The 17,501-nt window shown below is 35.9% G+C and carries 19 protein-coding genes and 1 other RNA gene; 7 read left to right on the top strand and 13 right to left on the bottom strand.

Features of this window, described 5'->3' with window-relative positions; genetic code table 11:
* Nucleotides 1–31 precede the first annotated feature (31 nt).
* From ACPF64_RS14960 to kynU, 6 genes are all read right to left on the bottom strand, one after another.
* A complete protein-coding gene (locus ACPF64_RS14960; protein ID WP_426454230.1) occupies nucleotides 32–1,210 on the bottom strand; it encodes a S8 family peptidase in 1,179 nt (392 codons plus the stop codon).
* A gap of 248 nt (nucleotides 1,211–1,458) precedes the next feature.
* Nucleotides 1,459–1,572, bottom strand: a complete 114-nt coding sequence (locus ACPF64_RS14965) for a hypothetical protein (RefSeq protein WP_227558840.1) — start codon at nucleotides 1,570–1,572, stop codon at nucleotides 1,459–1,461.
* A 162-nt stretch (nucleotides 1,573–1,734) separates the two neighbouring features.
* The gene (locus ACPF64_RS14970) at nucleotides 1,735–2,013 is read right to left on the bottom strand and encodes a DUF6527 family protein (RefSeq protein ID WP_416658054.1); all 279 of its coding nucleotides are present in this window, start codon (nucleotides 2,011–2,013) and stop codon (nucleotides 1,735–1,737) included.
* Between the two features lie 530 nt (nucleotides 2,014–2,543).
* Complete coding sequence (locus ACPF64_RS14975; RefSeq protein WP_426454233.1) at nucleotides 2,544–3,290, bottom strand: alpha/beta hydrolase; 747 nt, start codon at nucleotides 3,288–3,290, stop codon at nucleotides 2,544–2,546.
* A 7-nt stretch (nucleotides 3,291–3,297) separates the two neighbouring features.
* Nucleotides 3,298–4,704 carry an amino acid permease gene (locus ACPF64_RS14980; protein WP_426454235.1) on the bottom strand — a complete coding sequence of 469 codons (1,407 nt, stop codon included), beginning with the start codon at nucleotides 4,702–4,704 and terminating at the stop codon, nucleotides 3,298–3,300.
* Between the two features lie 40 nt (nucleotides 4,705–4,744).
* Nucleotides 4,745–5,995 carry a kynureninase gene (gene kynU, locus ACPF64_RS14985; protein ID WP_199977696.1) on the bottom strand — a complete coding sequence of 417 codons (1,251 nt, stop codon included), beginning with the start codon at nucleotides 5,993–5,995 and terminating at the stop codon, nucleotides 4,745–4,747.
* 147 nt (nucleotides 5,996–6,142) lie between these two features.
* Here kynU and gigD point away from each other — a divergent pair, with 147 nt between their 5' ends.
* Complete coding sequence (gene gigD, locus ACPF64_RS14990) at nucleotides 6,143–6,592, top strand: Lrp/AsnC family transcriptional regulator GigD (RefSeq protein ID WP_426454238.1); 450 nt, start codon at nucleotides 6,143–6,145, stop codon at nucleotides 6,590–6,592.
* Nucleotides 6,593–6,621: 29 nt separating this feature from the next.
* Nucleotides 6,622–7,176, top strand: a complete 555-nt coding sequence (locus ACPF64_RS14995) for a GNAT family N-acetyltransferase (RefSeq protein WP_426454240.1) — start codon at nucleotides 6,622–6,624, stop codon at nucleotides 7,174–7,176.
* A 19-nt stretch (nucleotides 7,177–7,195) separates the two neighbouring features.
* Here ACPF64_RS14995 and ACPF64_RS15000 read toward each other — a convergent pair whose 3' ends face one another.
* Nucleotides 7,196–7,489, bottom strand: coding sequence for a hypothetical protein (locus ACPF64_RS15000; protein WP_023187860.1), 294 nt, complete (start codon nucleotides 7,487–7,489; stop codon nucleotides 7,196–7,198).
* A 397-nt stretch (nucleotides 7,490–7,886) separates the two neighbouring features.
* Between ACPF64_RS15000 and ACPF64_RS15005 the strand changes: the two genes are divergently transcribed.
* From ACPF64_RS15005 to ACPF64_RS15020, 4 genes are all read left to right on the top strand, one after another.
* On the top strand, nucleotides 7,887–8,573 hold the full coding sequence (locus tag ACPF64_RS15005) for an HAD-IA family hydrolase (RefSeq protein ID WP_426454243.1): 687 nt from the start codon (nucleotides 7,887–7,889) through the stop codon (nucleotides 8,571–8,573).
* Complete coding sequence (locus tag ACPF64_RS15010; RefSeq protein WP_045431059.1) at nucleotides 8,557–8,985, top strand: RNA-binding S4 domain-containing protein; 429 nt, start codon at nucleotides 8,557–8,559, stop codon at nucleotides 8,983–8,985. Before ACPF64_RS15005 ends, ACPF64_RS15010 begins: the two co-directional genes overlap by 17 nt.
* A gap of 145 nt (nucleotides 8,986–9,130) precedes the next feature.
* Nucleotides 9,131–10,177, top strand: coding sequence for a recombinase RecA (gene recA / locus ACPF64_RS15015; protein WP_005040004.1), 1,047 nt, complete (start codon nucleotides 9,131–9,133; stop codon nucleotides 10,175–10,177).
* A gap of 56 nt (nucleotides 10,178–10,233) precedes the next feature.
* A complete protein-coding gene (locus ACPF64_RS15020; RefSeq protein ID WP_426454246.1) occupies nucleotides 10,234–10,716 on the top strand; it encodes a regulatory protein RecX in 483 nt (160 codons plus the stop codon).
* 15 nt (nucleotides 10,717–10,731) lie between these two features.
* Here ACPF64_RS15020 and ffs read toward each other — a convergent pair.
* An RNA gene (ffs, locus tag ACPF64_RS15025) (signal recognition particle sRNA small type) lies at nucleotides 10,732–10,828 on the bottom strand.
* A gap of 313 nt (nucleotides 10,829–11,141) precedes the next feature.
* On the opposite strand from ffs, the gene ACPF64_RS15030 reads away from it, so the two are divergent.
* Entirely contained in the window at nucleotides 11,142–12,008 is an 867-nt protein-coding gene (locus tag ACPF64_RS15030) for a YbgF trimerization domain-containing protein (protein WP_426454248.1), read from the top strand.
* A 58-nt stretch (nucleotides 12,009–12,066) separates the two neighbouring features.
* Here the strand turns inward: ACPF64_RS15030 and lpxA are convergent, their stop codons facing one another.
* Genes lpxA through bamA form a run of 5 tightly spaced genes read right to left on the bottom strand, consistent with a single transcriptional unit; the run spans nucleotide 12,067 to nucleotide 17,485 of the window.
* On the bottom strand, nucleotides 12,067–12,855 hold the full coding sequence (gene lpxA, locus ACPF64_RS15035) for an acyl-ACP--UDP-N-acetylglucosamine O-acyltransferase (RefSeq protein WP_003652175.1): 789 nt from the start codon (nucleotides 12,853–12,855) through the stop codon (nucleotides 12,067–12,069).
* The gene (gene fabZ / locus ACPF64_RS15040; RefSeq protein ID WP_003652176.1) at nucleotides 12,852–13,337 is read right to left on the bottom strand and encodes a 3-hydroxyacyl-ACP dehydratase FabZ; all 486 of its coding nucleotides are present in this window, start codon (nucleotides 13,335–13,337) and stop codon (nucleotides 12,852–12,854) included. Before fabZ ends, lpxA begins: the two co-directional genes overlap by 4 nt.
* Before the next feature lie 6 nt (nucleotides 13,338–13,343).
* Nucleotides 13,344–14,414, bottom strand: coding sequence for a UDP-3-O-(3-hydroxymyristoyl)glucosamine N-acyltransferase (gene lpxD, locus ACPF64_RS15045; protein WP_426454251.1), 1,071 nt, complete (start codon nucleotides 14,412–14,414; stop codon nucleotides 13,344–13,346).
* 4 nt (nucleotides 14,415–14,418) lie between these two features.
* Entirely contained in the window at nucleotides 14,419–14,919 is a 501-nt protein-coding gene (locus tag ACPF64_RS15050) for an OmpH family outer membrane protein (protein ID WP_336170215.1), read from the bottom strand.
* Nucleotides 14,920–14,959: 40 nt separating this feature from the next.
* Entirely contained in the window at nucleotides 14,960–17,485 is a 2,526-nt protein-coding gene (gene bamA / locus ACPF64_RS15055) for an outer membrane protein assembly factor BamA (protein WP_406935589.1), read from the bottom strand.
* Nucleotides 17,486–17,501 lie beyond the last annotated feature (16 nt).

Raw genomic sequence — 17,501 nt, forward strand, 5'->3', positions numbered from 1 at the left:
CCTTTTTACGATCTACAGATTACATGTTTTATTAAGGAGATTTATACAACAAACGATTTGGACTACCAGATGGATTTTTTACCACATTACTACTTGCTTGATTTAAAAGATTAGTAGAGATGGTTTGTGGTGTCGCAGTGGGTGTGCTTTGCAGCATTTCAGCAACGACACCTGCAACATGTGGCGTAGCCATCGATGTTCCATTTAGAACTTTAGTAGCCGTATTACTGCCTATCCAAGAAGAATTAATTTGGCTTCCGGGTGCAAAGATGTCAACACAGCTTCCATAATTAGAATAGCTGGCTCGCGTATCAGTATTATCTGTAGCAGCAACTGTAAGTGCTTTACTTACTCTTGCTGGTGAGGCACTGCAAGCATCAGTATCTGAGTTTCCAGCAGCCACGACCATGACATAACCATTATCAAATAAATTTTCAACTGCACTATCTAAAGAAGTACTCGCATCTCCACCTAATGACATATTCACAACTGCTGGTTTTTTACCATTTTTTAATATCCAATCTAAACCAGCAATCACACTACTAGATGCACCGGAGCCATCACATCCTAAAATCCGGATTGGAACCAAATTTACATTCTTAGCAACACCATAAGTACTTCCGCCAACCGTTCCTGCGACATGTGTACCATGCCCATTACAGTCAGTTGTACCATTCCCATCCGATATTGCGGTATACCCGCTTAATACCCGCCCAGAAAATTGTTGATGGCTAGACAATATACCTGTATCAACAATATAAGCTGTTGTGCCAGAACCCGTCTGTAAATATGAATAAGCAGAATTTAAAGGTAAAGCTTTTTGGTCAATACGATCTAGTCCCCAATCCGGATTACTCTGAGTAGTGGCATCAATTTTCATGACTATATCGTTTTCTACAGATAGTACTTTCGGATTTTTTTTCATTGCTTCGACAAAAGCAGTAGCCGCTGTATCGGGTAAATAAATTGCGAAACCCTTAAGTACAGTGTCATATGACTGTAAGACCTTAGCACCATGTTGCTTAGCAATATTTTGGGCAAAATCTATAGATGGTCCAGCATCTTTATTAAGAATAACAATGTATTGGTTTTTAATAATTCCCTTTGCTTGAGAAGAATCTAGTAAAGAACTGGTTGTGTTTGGTACTGCATGGACTAGATTGACGGCGGCCATTGTTAAGAAAGCAGCCGATACTTGGCAAAACTTCATGAAAAATCTCCATATCTTTTATTCATACATCGTTGTTATGATCTGTACTGTCGTTATATTTAAGAATTATTTTTTTTGGAAAGAAATTTTGCTTCCCCCCCTGCATCAAAACTAAATCATATTTTCATAAAACTTTGTTTTGTACAACGCTAGTATCTTTTTTCAATCAAAAATGTGAACTAATTCTAAAAATTAGAGAATTATAGGTTTGCGTTTAAAGATTAATTATTATTCTTGCCTATAAAATTTCAAGAAGGATCTACAATATAAAAATATATAATCATTACCAATAATATAAAAGTAGAAAGTGCAAGATAGGTACCAACTGTATTAAAACTTCGCAAAAATTTCCAGATATCCATAAAAATATAATAAAACAATCATTTATAAAAATTATTTCAGAATTTAAATAAAGCAGCAACCAGAAGAGATTTACAAATTTTTTAACTATAAACGTTCAGTATCAAATACGTAAAAAAATATTACTTAAAAAATAAAAATAATAAAATAAATATATTATACAATTATAAATTATTCGTGATTTTTAGTTCAGGCAATTCCAATTTTTGTCCCGCTAAATGATGTTTACAATTAAGAGAATATTCAATAAAACCTTCTTCTATAAAATAATGACAACGCCCAATGATACTTATGCTCGGATTAAATGTTGGTTTTTCAAGGCTACCGTTAAAGAACCACTGATTCCCATTAGAAAAGGGGTGCTCTACCGGAATATAGTGGAAATGCCCACAAGCCGGACACATATGTACATACATCCCACCTTCAAAATATTGTACTTTCATAAAGGCTCCTTTTTAAATAAAAAAGCCAACCCATATGAGCCGACTAAATCTATCCACGTAAGAACACTACCTATTATTTAATTATTCGTTATAGTTTTCTCTTTTTTGTTTTTCTGCTTTTACTTTAACCAAGAGATATTACAGATTGATGAAGATTTTTTTAATTATGTTTTACATAAATTTTATTATGAAATGATTTTATAAGCACACATTTAAAATCCATAAATTCTAAATAAGTTCTAAAATTAGAATAAACAACTATTATATTTTACTTTTAATTAAAAAATAAAAAAGTCCGTATCTTGGGAAGCTACGGACTTAAAAACTCATCTAAACAACAGCTAAACATTTTGTCGCTTAGTGAGAAAGCACTATCTTTTTAATCTAATTAAGTTCTATATTAAGGTCAAGAACAACTCGCACTTTCTGTAAAAATCAGGGTAAGTTGTGATTTATCTCACATTTATCTTATGATCGGCTTAGGTTAAGAATTTTATAAAACAATATTGCATATATTATTTTTCAAATACTTAACTTAATATATGCCTAAAATAATACTCTAAAATCGTATAATGATTAATGTGAGGAATAAGTGTAAAAGATACTAATCCCTGTTCTTGATCTTTTTTACTTTCAAAATAGTTTTGGCTTTGCCATTTCAATTCTTCGAGTTCAAGTTCTCCACATAAAATTTTGCACGGGATATCAATCCGCTCTTTATGATGAATAGGGCTATATTTCAAAATATCTTCTTTTGTCAAATTCAGTGCATGATTTAAATGAGTCTTTTGTATTGGCTCTAAATCATAAATTCCACTTAATAAGACCATCTCAGATATGAGCGGATGGCCTACAACTAATGCACCGAGATGTGCTCCAGCTGAGTGACCAACCAACATAACTTCATTGGTTCTCCACTCTTGCTTTGCAATAAAATCGAGCGCTTCATGAACTTGAGTCACAATATCTGCAATTTTACTCTGGGGTGCTAAATCATATTCCAACAGAATACATTGAATACCTTGCGCTAAAACATGGGGAGCGACAAATGCAAAATCTGATTTCTCACACCACTGCCAATATCCACCATGGATAAAAATAATGGTTTTATTCGCCTGTTCTAAAGGAAATAAATCCAACGTTGATCTGGGATGAACACCATATTGAATATTTCGGATATGTCTATATTTTTGATAGCTCACCAAGCTTCTTATCCGAAAGTCAGTCAGTATCTCATCCTCATTAGGCACTGTCGTCGCATTATCATATTCTCTCATGCTTTTCTCACTTTAATGATTCTTCATGAGCACTTAAAGAGAGCTTGGCTGATGAGCGTTTTAAATAGTAGAAAAAGGTAAGAACGATAATTAGAGGAACACCAAATTGTAAAGTTGACTTAAATTCGTTAGTAAACCAAGTCGTAACCGTGATACTTAAAATTGCAATTAATCCCAACAGAGAAATTAACTGGCTTGCTGGAACCTTAAACTTTAATTGCTGGCCTTGTTGTGCCATTTTCCGTCTAAAAAACATATGAGTAATGAAAATACTACCCCAAGTGAACAATGCACCAAACATAGATAAAGCAATCATGATCGGGAATGCCGAGCTCGGATTAATGGTATAAACAATACTAGCAATACCAATACCAACAGCTGACAATAACAACGCATTAATTGGTACCCCATTGTGACTAATACGACCAAATAGTTTTGGCGCATCCCCTGCTCGTGACAAGCTAAATAGCATACGTGTTGAGATATATAGCATACTATTCATAGCTGACAAGGCCGCGACAATTACAATAAAATTTAAAATACTGTCTGCATATGGAATCCCTACAATTTTCATCACCATCACAAAAGGGCTGGTTGCGTCGGCTCCAATTAAAGTTGTCCAAGGAACAAGTGCCACAATGAGAAATAAAGACAGTAGATAAAATAGAATTAAGCGAATCGCAGTACTTTTAAAAGCTTTTTTAACAGCTCTTTCTGGATCTTTAGCCTCACCTGCTGCAACAGCGATCATTTCAATACTTAAATAACTAAATATTGAAATTATTACTCCAATCCAGACTCCACTAAAACCATGAGGGAAAAATCCTCCATGCTCGGTTAAATTAGAGAGAATCTGTTCCGTTCCTCCATGACTTTGGGTCAAAATACCAATTGCTAAAAGAATAAATACAATAATTGCAAAGACTTTTATTGTCGAAAACCAATATTCAACCAACCCAAATGCTTTAACGCTATAAGCATTAACAACAAGTAAAGTTAGCGAGAAAAAGGCAATCCAGACCCAAGAACCTACATGTGGAAACCATAATTTCATATAGTCAGCAACTGCTGTAATTTCTGTACCGACCGCTAATACAATACACGCCCAATAACAATAACGGACTAAAAAACCCGCAAGAGGACTTACATAATGCTCAGCATATGCTCCAAATGAGCCTGATGTAGGATGCTGAACCGTCATCTCAGCCAAACAAGCCATAATAGCAAATGCGATTAAACCACCAATGGCATAACTCACAATGACAGCTGGGCCAGCAAAGCTAATTGCGAACTTACTTCCCATGAACAGCCCTGTACCAATCGCTCCACCAATTGCAATCATTCCCATCTGTTTTGAGGATAATTTTTTATGTAAACCCGCTTCTCGATTTTGTATTTCATCAAAACTGCTCATAGGCCCTCCTAGCCATTTTTCTGATGTTGATCTTTAACAATCAGGTCACTTCACTACGCACCAGATAACGCTCATTTTTCCATTCACTATTCAGCATGATTTGCTTAAGTTGTTGTACGGCATTCCAAATATCTTCAAATCCTAAATATAAAGGTGTAATTCCAAAACGTAATACTTCCGGCTCTCGATAGTCCCCAATCACACCACGAGCAATCAGCGCTTGAATAATTTCATAACCGAACTCATGTCTATAACTGACATGACTACCACGATATTTATGATTTAAAGGTGTAATCAGTTCAAAACCAAATTGGGCACACTCTTGTTGAACAAGTTGAATAAACAAATCAGTTAATTTGAGTGATTTCTCGCGTATTTGTTGCATATCAGCTTGTAAGAAAATATCGACACCACATTCAATTAGGCTCATAGAAATGATGGGTTGAGTTCCGCACAAGTAACGGCGAATACTGTTAGCTGGTTCATAGTGCTGAGCCATATCAAATGGTTTTTTGTGGCTCCACCAGCCTGAGAGAGGTTGCCAGAACTGATCACGATGCTTTCGATTTACCCATAACAACGCTGGAGAACCTGGGCCACCATTTAAATATTTATAAGTACAACCAATCGCAAAATCACTATTGCTCTGATTAAGATCCATAGACACCGCACCAACTGAGTGACATAAATCCCAAATAATCAAAGCATCTTTAGCGTGTATTTGTTGATTCATAGATTCCATATCATAGAAATATCCAGTCCGATAATTCACATGAGAAAGAACAACTACTGCTACATCTTTTTCTAAAACACGAGATAAATCATCTGCACCATCAATTAACTCAACTTGATAGCCCTGATGAATCAAATCGATAAAGCCTTCAATAATATAAATATCGGTTGGGAAAGCATCTTTTTCTGCAACAATAATTTTACGGTCTGGAAGTTTTTCAGCTTGAAGTTTTACCGCTGCTGATAAAACTTTGAATAAATTTAATGTTGTGGAATCTGAAATAACGACTTCCCCTTTTTCAGCACCGATAAGCTGCGCGACTTTATCTCCGAGTCTAGTCGGTAAGCCCCACCAATCTGCTTTATTCCAACTATTAATAAGGTCCTCACCCCACTCTTTGGCAATAATATGCTGAGCAACCTCTAATGATTTTTTTGGTCTTGCACCCAAAGAATTACCATCTAAATAAATGACATTTTCTGGTAGTACAAATTCATCTTTAAACTTTTTGAGTTCATCTTCCTGATCCCAATAGAGGCATTGTTCGTGAGTAATCATTTGTTATTTCACCTATTTTCAACATTTCCTTTGTATTTGAATTTTATCATGCCAATTCTTTTGATTTATTCGATAATATTTGATTAAAATTTGCTATTTTCGTATAAAATTCGAATTAAAATTAAAAAACATGGATGAAATTCGAAAATGAATGTAGATGCAATTGATCTTAAAATTTTGAAGTATTTACAAGATAATGCGAGGTTAAGTAACCAAGAACTGGCCGATCTCGTTAACCTTTCGGCTTCAGCTTGTCATCGGCGAGTTAAAATTTTAGAAAGCAATGATATAATTGAAAAATATCAAGCGAAAGTTAACTATGAAAAACTAGGTATAAAAATTGAGGCAATTGTCGAAATAAAGCTTGCCCAACTCACAGAAAATGATCACAACTTCTTTTTAAGCCAGATCAAAAATTTTGATGAAGTCATTAATGCATATATTATTACTGGTGAATCTAATTATGTTTTACACGTTGCGACCAAAGATTTGAGTTCTTTTTCTCATTTCGTCATTAATACCTTAAATAAAATAAAAGGTGTAGTAAGCATCAATTCCAAGATCATTTTACAAAAGATTGTGCAAAAACCACTTTGATCCCTTATTTTTAATTAAAGAGACATCTCATGATCGAAACAAAGCGTTTAATTTTAAGACAGTGGAAAGAAAGTGATGTTGAGCCTTTTATAACAATGGGCTTAGATCAAGATGTTATGCAATTTTTCCCAAATCTATTAACACCCCAAGAAAGCCATAATTTAATTCAAAAAATTTCATCTCTCATTAATGAAAATGGTTGGGGCTTCTGGGCAGTAGAATTAAAAGAAACCCATCAATTTATCGGATTTATTGGTTTACATAGCCAACCTGAACAATTTGACTTCTCTCCATGTGTGGAAATTGGGTGGCGACTTGCAAAAGAATTCTGGAAACAAGGTTATGCAACTGAAGGAGCAAAAGCGGCTTTAGACTATGGTTTTAATATACTAAATTTAGATAAGATCTTTTCATTTACCGCTAATATAAATACACCCTCTCAAGCTGTCATGGAAAGACTTGGAATGCACAAAGTTAAAAACTTTGATCATCCCAAGGTTCCTCTCCATCACCACCTAAAAGCACATGTGTTATATGAAATTACGAGCTCTTCATTTAATTTTGGATTAAAGTCAAAATTTTAAATTATTAATAAAAATTTTCTTAATCATCGAAATCATAGCCAACAGATGTAGAGCACTCCCAATACTCATGGATTTTACTCGCGATATCATCTTTTCCCATTGTAGTGAGTACATAAAAGAGTTTAGCCTCTTTATTTTTTCTTAGTATTAAGAGGTTGTAGTAATCATACTCAGGCCCATTAAGACCTAATGTTGGCTGTGCTTCACAGTGCTTTTCTGCTTTGTAATGCCATTCAAGCTTATAAGTATCAAGGCCATCAGCAGCATTGATTACAATACCGTCATTGGCTCCGCCAATAAATCCAATTTTCATTGCTTTCTCTAAATTCTTATTAGGATAATTTTCAATATAGCGCTAATTGAGTACTCTTCAATTTATATATTGTTTATCAAAAAGTATCGTATGTAACTATAATTAGAGAAAACTATTAGATAATCATTTGGATTTCTAATTTAGAAGATGCTGACTATTGTTTTACTCAAAATAAAGGAAGAATTTTCTACTAAACTGTTTCATTATTATTTTTTGTTTTGCAAACTTCCGCGTTATAATTTCAAACCATTTATCTTCCCTATCCATACCATTAATCTATACAATTTTTAGAAAAATTAATGGATGGAGCTTTGAATTAATTTATGATTTTAAAAGGATATATGGTAGATGTGTCTTAGAAAGTTTGCTTTGAATGATTTTGGAGATATTTAAAAATATGTCTAAAATCATAATGTTTGACATGGATGGTACGCTATTAGACTTAGCTTTTGATGACTTCATTTGGAATGAATGTCTCCCGATGAGACATGCGCAAATACATCAAATTCCCCTCGCCGAGAGTAAAAAAAAGCTATATCAGTTTTATCAATCACATCGGCACACTCTTGTTTGGTATTCATCAACCTATTGGACTAAAACAGTAGGCGTTGATGTACTCAAATTACAACAAGAATTTCAATCTAAAATCCAAGCACGCTCGGGCTGTCTTGAGCTTCTACAGCAACTTAAAGAACTAGGATACACCTGTTGGCTAGTGACTAATGCTGACCGCCCTAGCTTACGCTTAAAACTCGATAATATTGCAATCGAACATTTTTTTGACGTAATCATATCAAGTGAACAAGTTGGTTATGCAAAAGAAGATATTAATTTTTGGAAAGAACTCCAACGATTACACTCCTTCAATCCAGATGAAACAATTTTTATTGACGATACGACTCCCGTGTTAAAAACAGCAGAAAAAATTGGTATTAAACACTTGTTTACTATCTCACAGCCCTCAAGTCTAAATGTTATAAGACAGCATCAGGAACTAGAATATAAAGCACTAGATCGACTTACAGAGTTGCTGTCTATATTGAATCAAATTGATAGAAAGGATAACGATGTCAAAATTGCGTGAAGACGATGCTGTAGAAACCATGCGTGTTGACAAATGGCTATGGGTTGCTCGTTTTTTTAAAACTCGTTCAATTGCTAAAGCAGCAATCGAAGGAGGTAAAGTACATCACAACAATGAACGTGTAAAAGTTTCCAAAGAAATTCGAGTGGGAATGGAGCTTATTATTCAGCAAGGCTTTGATAAAAAAACTGTTGTGATAAAAGCGCTTTCTAATACACGTGGACCAGCGCCAGTTGCACAGCAACTTTATGAAGAAACCGAAGTGAGTATTGCTAGACGGGAGTTGATTGCATCCCAACGAAAATTGCATAATCTAGCTCGACCTGACCATAGACCGGGTAAAAAGGATCGTCGACAAATTATTCGGTTTAAACAGGAGAATGATCAAAATTGGTCATACGATGATGAATAAAAACGTCGAGTTGTGTCGCACACACACATACAACACATAGAAGCTATAGAAAAAATCTGTCACTATTAACCTAGTGAAACAAGTTGAGATTCAATGCATCCACTTGGGTTAAACGTGATGAACATAGAGTATTGAGGTTTTTGAGATGGATGAGAATAAAAGCAAAGCATTACAAGCCGCGCTAAGTCAAATTGAGAAACAATTTGGCAAAAATACGGTGATGCGTCTCGGTGACAACACTGTTCAAGCTGTTGAAGCTGTATCTACAGGCTCTTTGACTTTAGATATTGCATTGGGGATTGGCGGTTTACCAAAAGGTCGTATTGTTGAGATTTATGGTCCAGAATCTTCTGGTAAAACCACAATGACTTTACAAGCGATTGCACAATGTCAAAAAGCTGGCGGTACTTGTGCATTTATCGATGCAGAGCATGCATTAGATCCACAATATGCACGTAAACTCGGTGTAGACATTGATAACCTGCTTGTATCACAGCCTGATAACGGTGAACAAGCTCTTGAAATTGCGGATATGCTAGTTCGTTCTGGCGCAATTGATATGATTGTTGTCGACTCAGTCGCTGCTCTTACCCCTAAAGCAGAAATTGAAGGTGAGATGGGTGACTCTCATATGGGCTTACAAGCTCGCTTAATGAGTCAGGCACTTCGTAAAATTACTGGTAATGCTAAACGCTCAAACTGTATGGTTATTTTCATTAACCAGATTCGTATGAAGATTGGGGTAATGTTTGGTAGCCCTGAAACCACGACTGGTGGTAACGCATTGAAGTTCTACGCTTCTGTACGTTTAGATATTCGCCGTATTGGTCAAGTAAAAGAAGGCGATGAAATCGTCGGCTCTGAAACTCGAGTTAAAGTTGTTAAAAACAAAATGGCTCCTCCTTTCAGAGAGGCTCTTTTCCAAATTCTCTATGGTAAAGGCACAAACCAGCTAGGTGAACTTGTAGATTTAGCTGTACAGCAAGATATCGTACAAAAAGCAGGTGCTTGGTATTCATATCAAGGTAATAAAATTGGTCAAGGTAAGAACAATGTTATTCGCCACTTTGAAGAGAACCCTCAAATGGCTGGAGAGATTGAACGTAATATCCGTGAACAGCTGTTAACAACAGGTACTAATACTGCTCAAGTTGAAGATGAGGAAGAAGCTGATCTTTTATTAGAATCTTAATTGCTCATTCTTCATAAAACGCCCTTCGGGGCGTTTTTTTACAAGGGAATCCTAATATGTTCAAAAGAACTGAAGAACAGTCTCAACAACGAACTCCGCTTACTGGCCAGCGTTTACGCTCGTATGCATTTGCTTTACTAACTCGCCGAGACTATTCAAAAGCAGAACTTACTGAAAAATTGACTCGTTATGCTCAGAACCCAGAAGAGGTTAAGCAACTCGTTGAAGAGCTATCTGAACAAAATTATCAAAGTGATCAACGTGTTGCTGAACAAATGCTTGCTAGCCAAATTCGTAAAGGTAGAGGACCAAAACGCATTCAACAAGCTTTAAAAACCAAACAGCTTGAAAATGATTTAATTGCAGATGAAATTCATGATATTGATTGGGTAGAGCAAGCATATGAGCTCAAAGTGAAAAAATTTGGTGAAGAAGTAGAAAAAGATCCAAAGCTTAAAGCAAAACAAATTAGATTTTTACAATATAGAGGATTTGATTTAGATGTAATTATTAAAGCAGTCCAACGGAGAATGGACTAATAGAAATGGTGGCAGCCCCACTAGCAAAACTTCGGCACATCATAGATCTGCTACCGTTGCTACCTTCCGGTCCTGGCGGGGTTCACAGAGTACAATTGCGAAGCCACCAGCAGGGCTACCATTGCCAGACAAAGTATAGAGATTTTTAAAAGAGTTGCAAGCCTTCTTCCTAGTTTTAAGCAAGTTTATGTTTCGATTGATTAATTCATCAGCAAAAATACATAACTTTTTATACTTCCATCTCCCTTATTCTTTTTTGTATCTTATTTTGGATAAAATATGCTTGAAGATTGTAAACTATTCTTGCATTTATATTGTTAGCTGTTTTAATTGCATTAACCAATTAAAACCTTAGATAGTTAAGAGAATAGTTTATATATTCCTTTCCCAAGTTGGCTTTTACATAAAATTATGGACCTATACTCATGCGATTGATGAAGCATTCTTTATTATTTATTGCCTTAATGAGCACTACCTCTCTCTATGCCAACATTCCAATTGAGTCTCGCGGTTTAAGCCAAAGCGGTGGTAGTCCAACTAACACTTCTTCTAATAATGTTTCGGTACCTAGTAACCTAAACTGGGAATTAATGCAAAAAAACCAACAATTAGAAAATGATATACGTACCTTACGTGGGCAATTAGAAGAGCAATCAAACGATATTGAACAATTGAAAAAAGATTTATCTAATCGTTATACTGACCTAGATCAGCGCTTAGAACTCCTTAATCAAAAAGTTGATCCTGAAAGTGCACAACCAGATAATTCTGGGAACAGTGATACTCCAGCTACGGCAAGCACAGGAACCTCCACAGTAGATAATAAAGTAGTAAATGCTACCCCACCAACAAGCAGCCCATCTCCCACTCCTCCACCACAACCAGAAGCGTCTCAACCACCAGCACAAAATCAATCAAACCCAGTAGAGCTTGAAAAGGCTGCTTACACTGTAGCTTTAGACGCCTATAAGCAGGGTGGCGCAAAAAAAGCCATCGCTCCAATGCAAAACTTTATTAAAAATCATCCAAATAGTGTTTATACTGGAAATGCTTACTTTTGGTTAGCTGAATTTAATTTAGCAACTGATCCAGTAAACTACAATGAGGCAAAAAAGAACTACAATGTAGTAGCAACTCAATATCCAAATTCGAGTAAAGCTCCTCGTGCCCTGTATCAACTCTATAGCATTGTTAAAGATGTCGATAAAAATCCAGCCTCAGCAAACCAATATAAAACTAAAATCCTAAATCAGTATCCAAAATCTGAAGAAGCCAAATTTTTTAATAAATAATAATTTTAAGCAAAAAAAAGACACTGCATATTGCAGTGTCTTTTTTTAATATATTGTCTTAGCGCACAATGCCACGTTCTGACTGTTCAACAGAGTCAATTAATAATTGAGCTTCAGGAACATTCGGAAGAATATCATTTTTAATCTGCTCAACAGCTTGAACAGAGGTAAGCCCTGATTTAAAAATTAACTTATAAGCCTCTCTGAGACCTTGAATTGTATTTTTAGACCAACCCTTTCTACGCATTCCTTCGATATTAATACCAAATGCATGGGCTGGGTTACCAGAAGCCATAACGTAAGCTGGTACATCCTTTAAAATTAGTGATGCTCCACCCACCATACTGTAAGAATCGATTTTACAGAATTGATGAATGCCAGAATTACCACCAATAATGATGTGATCACCTATATGTACGTGTCCGGCAACACCCACATTATTCGCGAAAATATTATGATCACCAACAATACAATCATGTGCAATATGTGTATTAACCATCAATAGGTTATGACTTCCTATTTTAGTTAAAGCATTATCTTGCACAGTTCCTCTATGTAAACTGCAATGCTCACGAATTAAATTATGATCACCAATCTCTAACCAAGTTTCTTCACCTTGATATTTCAAGTCTTGGCAAACTTCACCAACACTTGCGAACTGGAAAATCTCATTATTTTGACCAATTTTGGTAAAACCACCCACTACTACATGTGAATGTAGCTTAGTACCCGCACCAATCGTCACATTTGGACCGATAACGCAATAAGGTCCTATCTGGACATCTGGAGCAATCACTGCAGATGGATCAATAATGGCCGTAGAATGAATTAAGTCGTGATTGCTCATGCCTGCTCTGTTTTTTGGTGTGAAATCATAATTTCAGCGGTTGTTGCTACAATACCGTCAACGGTAGCCGTACAGTTATATTTGTAGATACCGCGTTTTTGCATTACTAATTCAGATTTTAATACAAGTTGGTCACCGGCAACTACTTGTTTTTTAAATCTAACTCTTTCCGCACCAGCAAAGAGGAATAAAGAACCAGGTTTTGGCGTTTCATTGTTCATAATAAACCCTAGAACGCCTGAAACTTGAGCTAATGCTTCTACAATTAGAACACCAGGCATAATTGGATATTCTGGGAAATGTCCCTGTAGGAACTCTTCATTGATAGACACATTTTTATAGCCAACAATACTATTGTCAGTAACTTCAGTCACACGATCAACCAATAAGAATGGGTAACGATGCGGCAAATATTGACGAATCGTTTGAATCTGCATTGGTAATTCAGGGATGGCAAATTTAGGTGTAGTTGACTCGGTCATAATATTCTATTTACGCAAATTAAAGGTTGATTCAAGAGACTCTATTTGAGCTTGTATATGATCAAGTCGTTTAGTGATTTGGGTCAATGGCACATCTGCTAATTGTCGCAAGCGTACAATTGTCTTTTTCCAATGACTATTTTCAAACAATCCAATTCCTGAAGAGTAAGTTCCAGCTTCAGAAATATTTTTTGTGACCATTGACATTCCTGTCAAAGTCACATTATCGGTAATAGAAAGGTGCCCTGATACACCGCAAGCCCCTGCTAGAATACAGTTTTTGCCAATTTTAACACTACCAGCAATTCCGCATTTAGCAGCGATAGCTGTATTTGAACCAATATGAACGTTATGCGCGATTTGCACAAGGTTATCAATAATTACCCCATCTTCCAAAATCGTGTCGTCGAGTGCACCTCGATCAATACTACAATTTGAACCAATACGAACATCATTACCAATAATAACTGAGCCCAATTGAGCAATGCGATGCCACTTTCCTTGATATGGCGCAAAGCCAAAGCCTTCACTACCAATTACAGTACTTGCGTGAACTCGCACACGATCAGATAATTTAGATTCACCAGTAATGGTGACATGAGCATCAATAAAACAATCTTTTCCAATTTCCACATTATCATCCAGTCGAGTATGAGACTGAATAATCGTATTATCACCTACCACACAATTTTCGCCAATGACGACGTAATGGCCAATATATGCTGTTTCGGAAATGATCGCAGAAGGATGAATTTGAGCTGTACTTTCTATACCTACCGATGTGATTTTTTTCTCAAAAACATGAGTAAGTATGGCAAAAGCTAAATACGGATTATCAACAATAATAAAATTTTGTTTATCAGGAAGCTGTTCTTTAATAAGGCTCGTAACAATATACGCACCCGCACGGCTAGCCTTTGCTTGATCAATATACTTTTCGCCATTCACGAAAGCAATTTGATGAGTTTCAGCATTTTCTAAACTTGCTAAGTTTATAAATTGAAGACTACCCGTACCTACTAGCTCACCATTTACGAGGTGAGCTAGTTCATCTAAACGATAATGTTGCACTTTCATTAATTTATTTCATTGAATTAACCTTTTGTATCATTTTATCAGTTAAATCATATTTAGCGTCATAGGCAACAGTTGAATTTTTATTCAAAATGAAGTCAAGATTATTTTCTTTTCGTAATTGTTCAGCTGCTTGCTTCACACGATTCTCAAAAGTTGAATTCATTCCTTGCAAACTAGTTTGAACTTTAGACTGCAAACCTTGTTGAGTCGAATTAAATTCATTGAGTTTTGTCTGATATTGCGCTTGAAGCTTTTTAATATCATCTTCTTTCATTTTTTGCCCTTGTGTTTGGGCTTGACGCTGAAGGCCTTCCAACTCTTTACCCAACTGCTCAAGACGAGTTGTTGTAGGTTTAACTGATTGATTTAAACTTGCGTTTTGTTGTTTCAAATAAGCACTGTTTTCAACAACTTTTGCAAGATCAATAACACCATAACCCGCAGCGTTAGTCATAGCAGAAACTGTCAGACCTAGTCCTAACATTAATATATTTAATTTTTTCATTTAAATTTGTGTCCTTATTTCATGTTTAGTCAAGTCGTACTTAAAAAGTACGACCGATTTCAAACTGGATCTCTTTAGTTTCATCACCAGGCTTATCATTTAGAGGGAATGCATAGCTAAGAGATAATGGTCCGATCATGGTGATCCATGTGAAGCCAACACCTACGCTATAACGCATATTACCTAAATCGAAACCATAGTTATCTTCACAGTATTTTCTAACATCATCAATTTGCTGACCATTAATCATCATACCTTTAGTTCCATAGGCAGTATTATTAATGTCACATTTAGTATCAAAAACTTGACCACCCTCAGCAAATAAAACTGGACGTACTTGACGAGTCCAATCTCCTTTGAATGGCAATGGTAAAGCGAGCTCTGTACCAAACTGAACTAAAGCATTACCACCCACTTCTTCTGGTGAAGGGTCATTAGACTTAGTTTCTTGTAAATTTACGCTTGCATATTTAGGTCCCAAAGTACTGTTATCATATCCTCGAACTGAACCATAACCACCCGCATAGAAGTTTTTATAGAATGGTAAATCATTACCGTAACCCAACTTACCATAGCCACGAAGTACAAAACCTGTACTTCCGATAGGGAAGAATGCTTGAGCATCATAGGTTACTTTTTGATAATCAACATCACTACCTGGCAAACCAATTTCTAGACCTACACGATGTGACATACCTGAAGTTGGAAAAATTGGTCTATTTAATGTGTTATATGACCAACCTAAATTCAGATTATAGGTAAAGAATTCACCTTCAAACGCATTATCATATGTTTCTGGGGTGACCGAACATTCCCCAGTTTTACTATCGATTTGAGATTTACCTTCAGGATCTAATGGGCAATATGAACCCTTACTTGTTGCTTTACCGCCATTTGCTAATAAGTAGTCACGCACATAAGTAGATACGTATGCACCTGTCGTTACTTTAGTATTATCAATACCAACCGAAGCACTTAAACTTTGATTTTCATCAATTGGATAACCAAAACTTAAACTACCACCGAAACTATCGGTAACGTAGTTATTAACGTTATAGTCATCATTTAGTTTCGTTTTACGATAGTAAACGTTATAACCTCGGCTTACCCCATCAATTGTAAAGTAAGGGTCGGTAACACTTAAGTTATAGTAATCTTGAGTTTCAGAACGAGATAAATCGATCGCAACACGGTTACCCGTTCCCATAAAGTTAGTTTGACTCAAACCTGCCTGAAATGTGATACCGCCACTTTGTGAGTAACCTACCGCTAATGTTGTGGTTCCCGAGTGTTGTTCTTCAACATTTACGTTTAAATCCACCTGATCTGGTGAGTTTGGAATACGAGCTGGTTTAATATCAACAGTTTTGAAAAATCCTGTACGCTCTAAACGAACCTTAGACAAATCAATTTTTTCATTACTCGCTAAAGCGCCTTCCATTTGACGCATTTCACGACGTAATACTTCATCGGCAGTTTTACTGTTACCTGTAAAATTAATACGACGCACAGTAACTTGCTGACCTGGATTTACATAGTAATTTAAGTCAACAACACCTGTGTCATTATTAATTTGCGGAACAACGTTCACATCTGCAAAGTAATAACCAGCATTACCGTATTTACGCAATAATAATTGCTTAACAGCATTCACTTTTTCTTGTGAATAAGTATCGCCATCTTTATAGATTTTTAAAGCTTGTAATTCTTCAGGTTTATAAAGTGCATCACCTAAAAACTTAGTTTGACCAAATTTAAACTGACTGCCTTCCTCTACAGCAACTTCAATAAAGATGTTCTTTTTATCTTCACTAATATTAAGCTGTGAGTTATTGATATGGAAATTGATATAACCTTTATTGAGATACATCGCACGCAAAGCTTCAAGGCTCGCTGCCATTTTCTCTCTAGCATAACGATCATTACGCGTTACAACAGAAGCCCAACCACTTTCTTTAACTGCAAAGGCTTGTTTAATTTCGCTGTCTTTAAAGACAGTATTACCAATAATATTGATATTAAAAACTTTAGCGGCTGTACCTTCATTAAAATTTAATTTAAGTTCAACACGGTTATTTGGACGAGCGATCGTATCAACGGTTACATCAGCATCGTAACGACCTTGCTGGGTATATTGCTGCTCTAATTCAGTTTCAATTGTTTGTAAAGCCGATTTCTTGAAAACTTCGCCTTCAGCAATTCCCATTTTTTTGAGGCCTTGTTCCAATGCCTCTTTAGGAATAAGTTTATTACCCTTAAATTCAAGCTTTGAAATAATTGGGCGCTCTACGACATTAAAAACTAAAGTATCGTTATCTCTTGATGCTTTAATATCGTCAAAAAGTCCAGTGGCATACAATGTTCGAATTGCTTCTGCGATCATCGGTTCATTAACGCGATCGCCACTGTTGATTGGCAACATAGTATAAACATTTGCAGGAGTAAGACGGACCAACCCATCTACGCGAATATCTCGAACAACGAAATCATCAGCTGCATATGCTTGTTGTACCGCCGCCATAGCGCTAACAAGTGCCAAAGGCATTAAAAAATGTGTGTGCCGCATGCCAGTTTTTTCCAGT

It is taken from the genome of Acinetobacter sp. KB005 (genome assembly GCF_049949095.1).
Taxonomy (GTDB): domain Bacteria; phylum Pseudomonadota; class Gammaproteobacteria; order Pseudomonadales; family Moraxellaceae; genus Acinetobacter; species Acinetobacter calcoaceticus.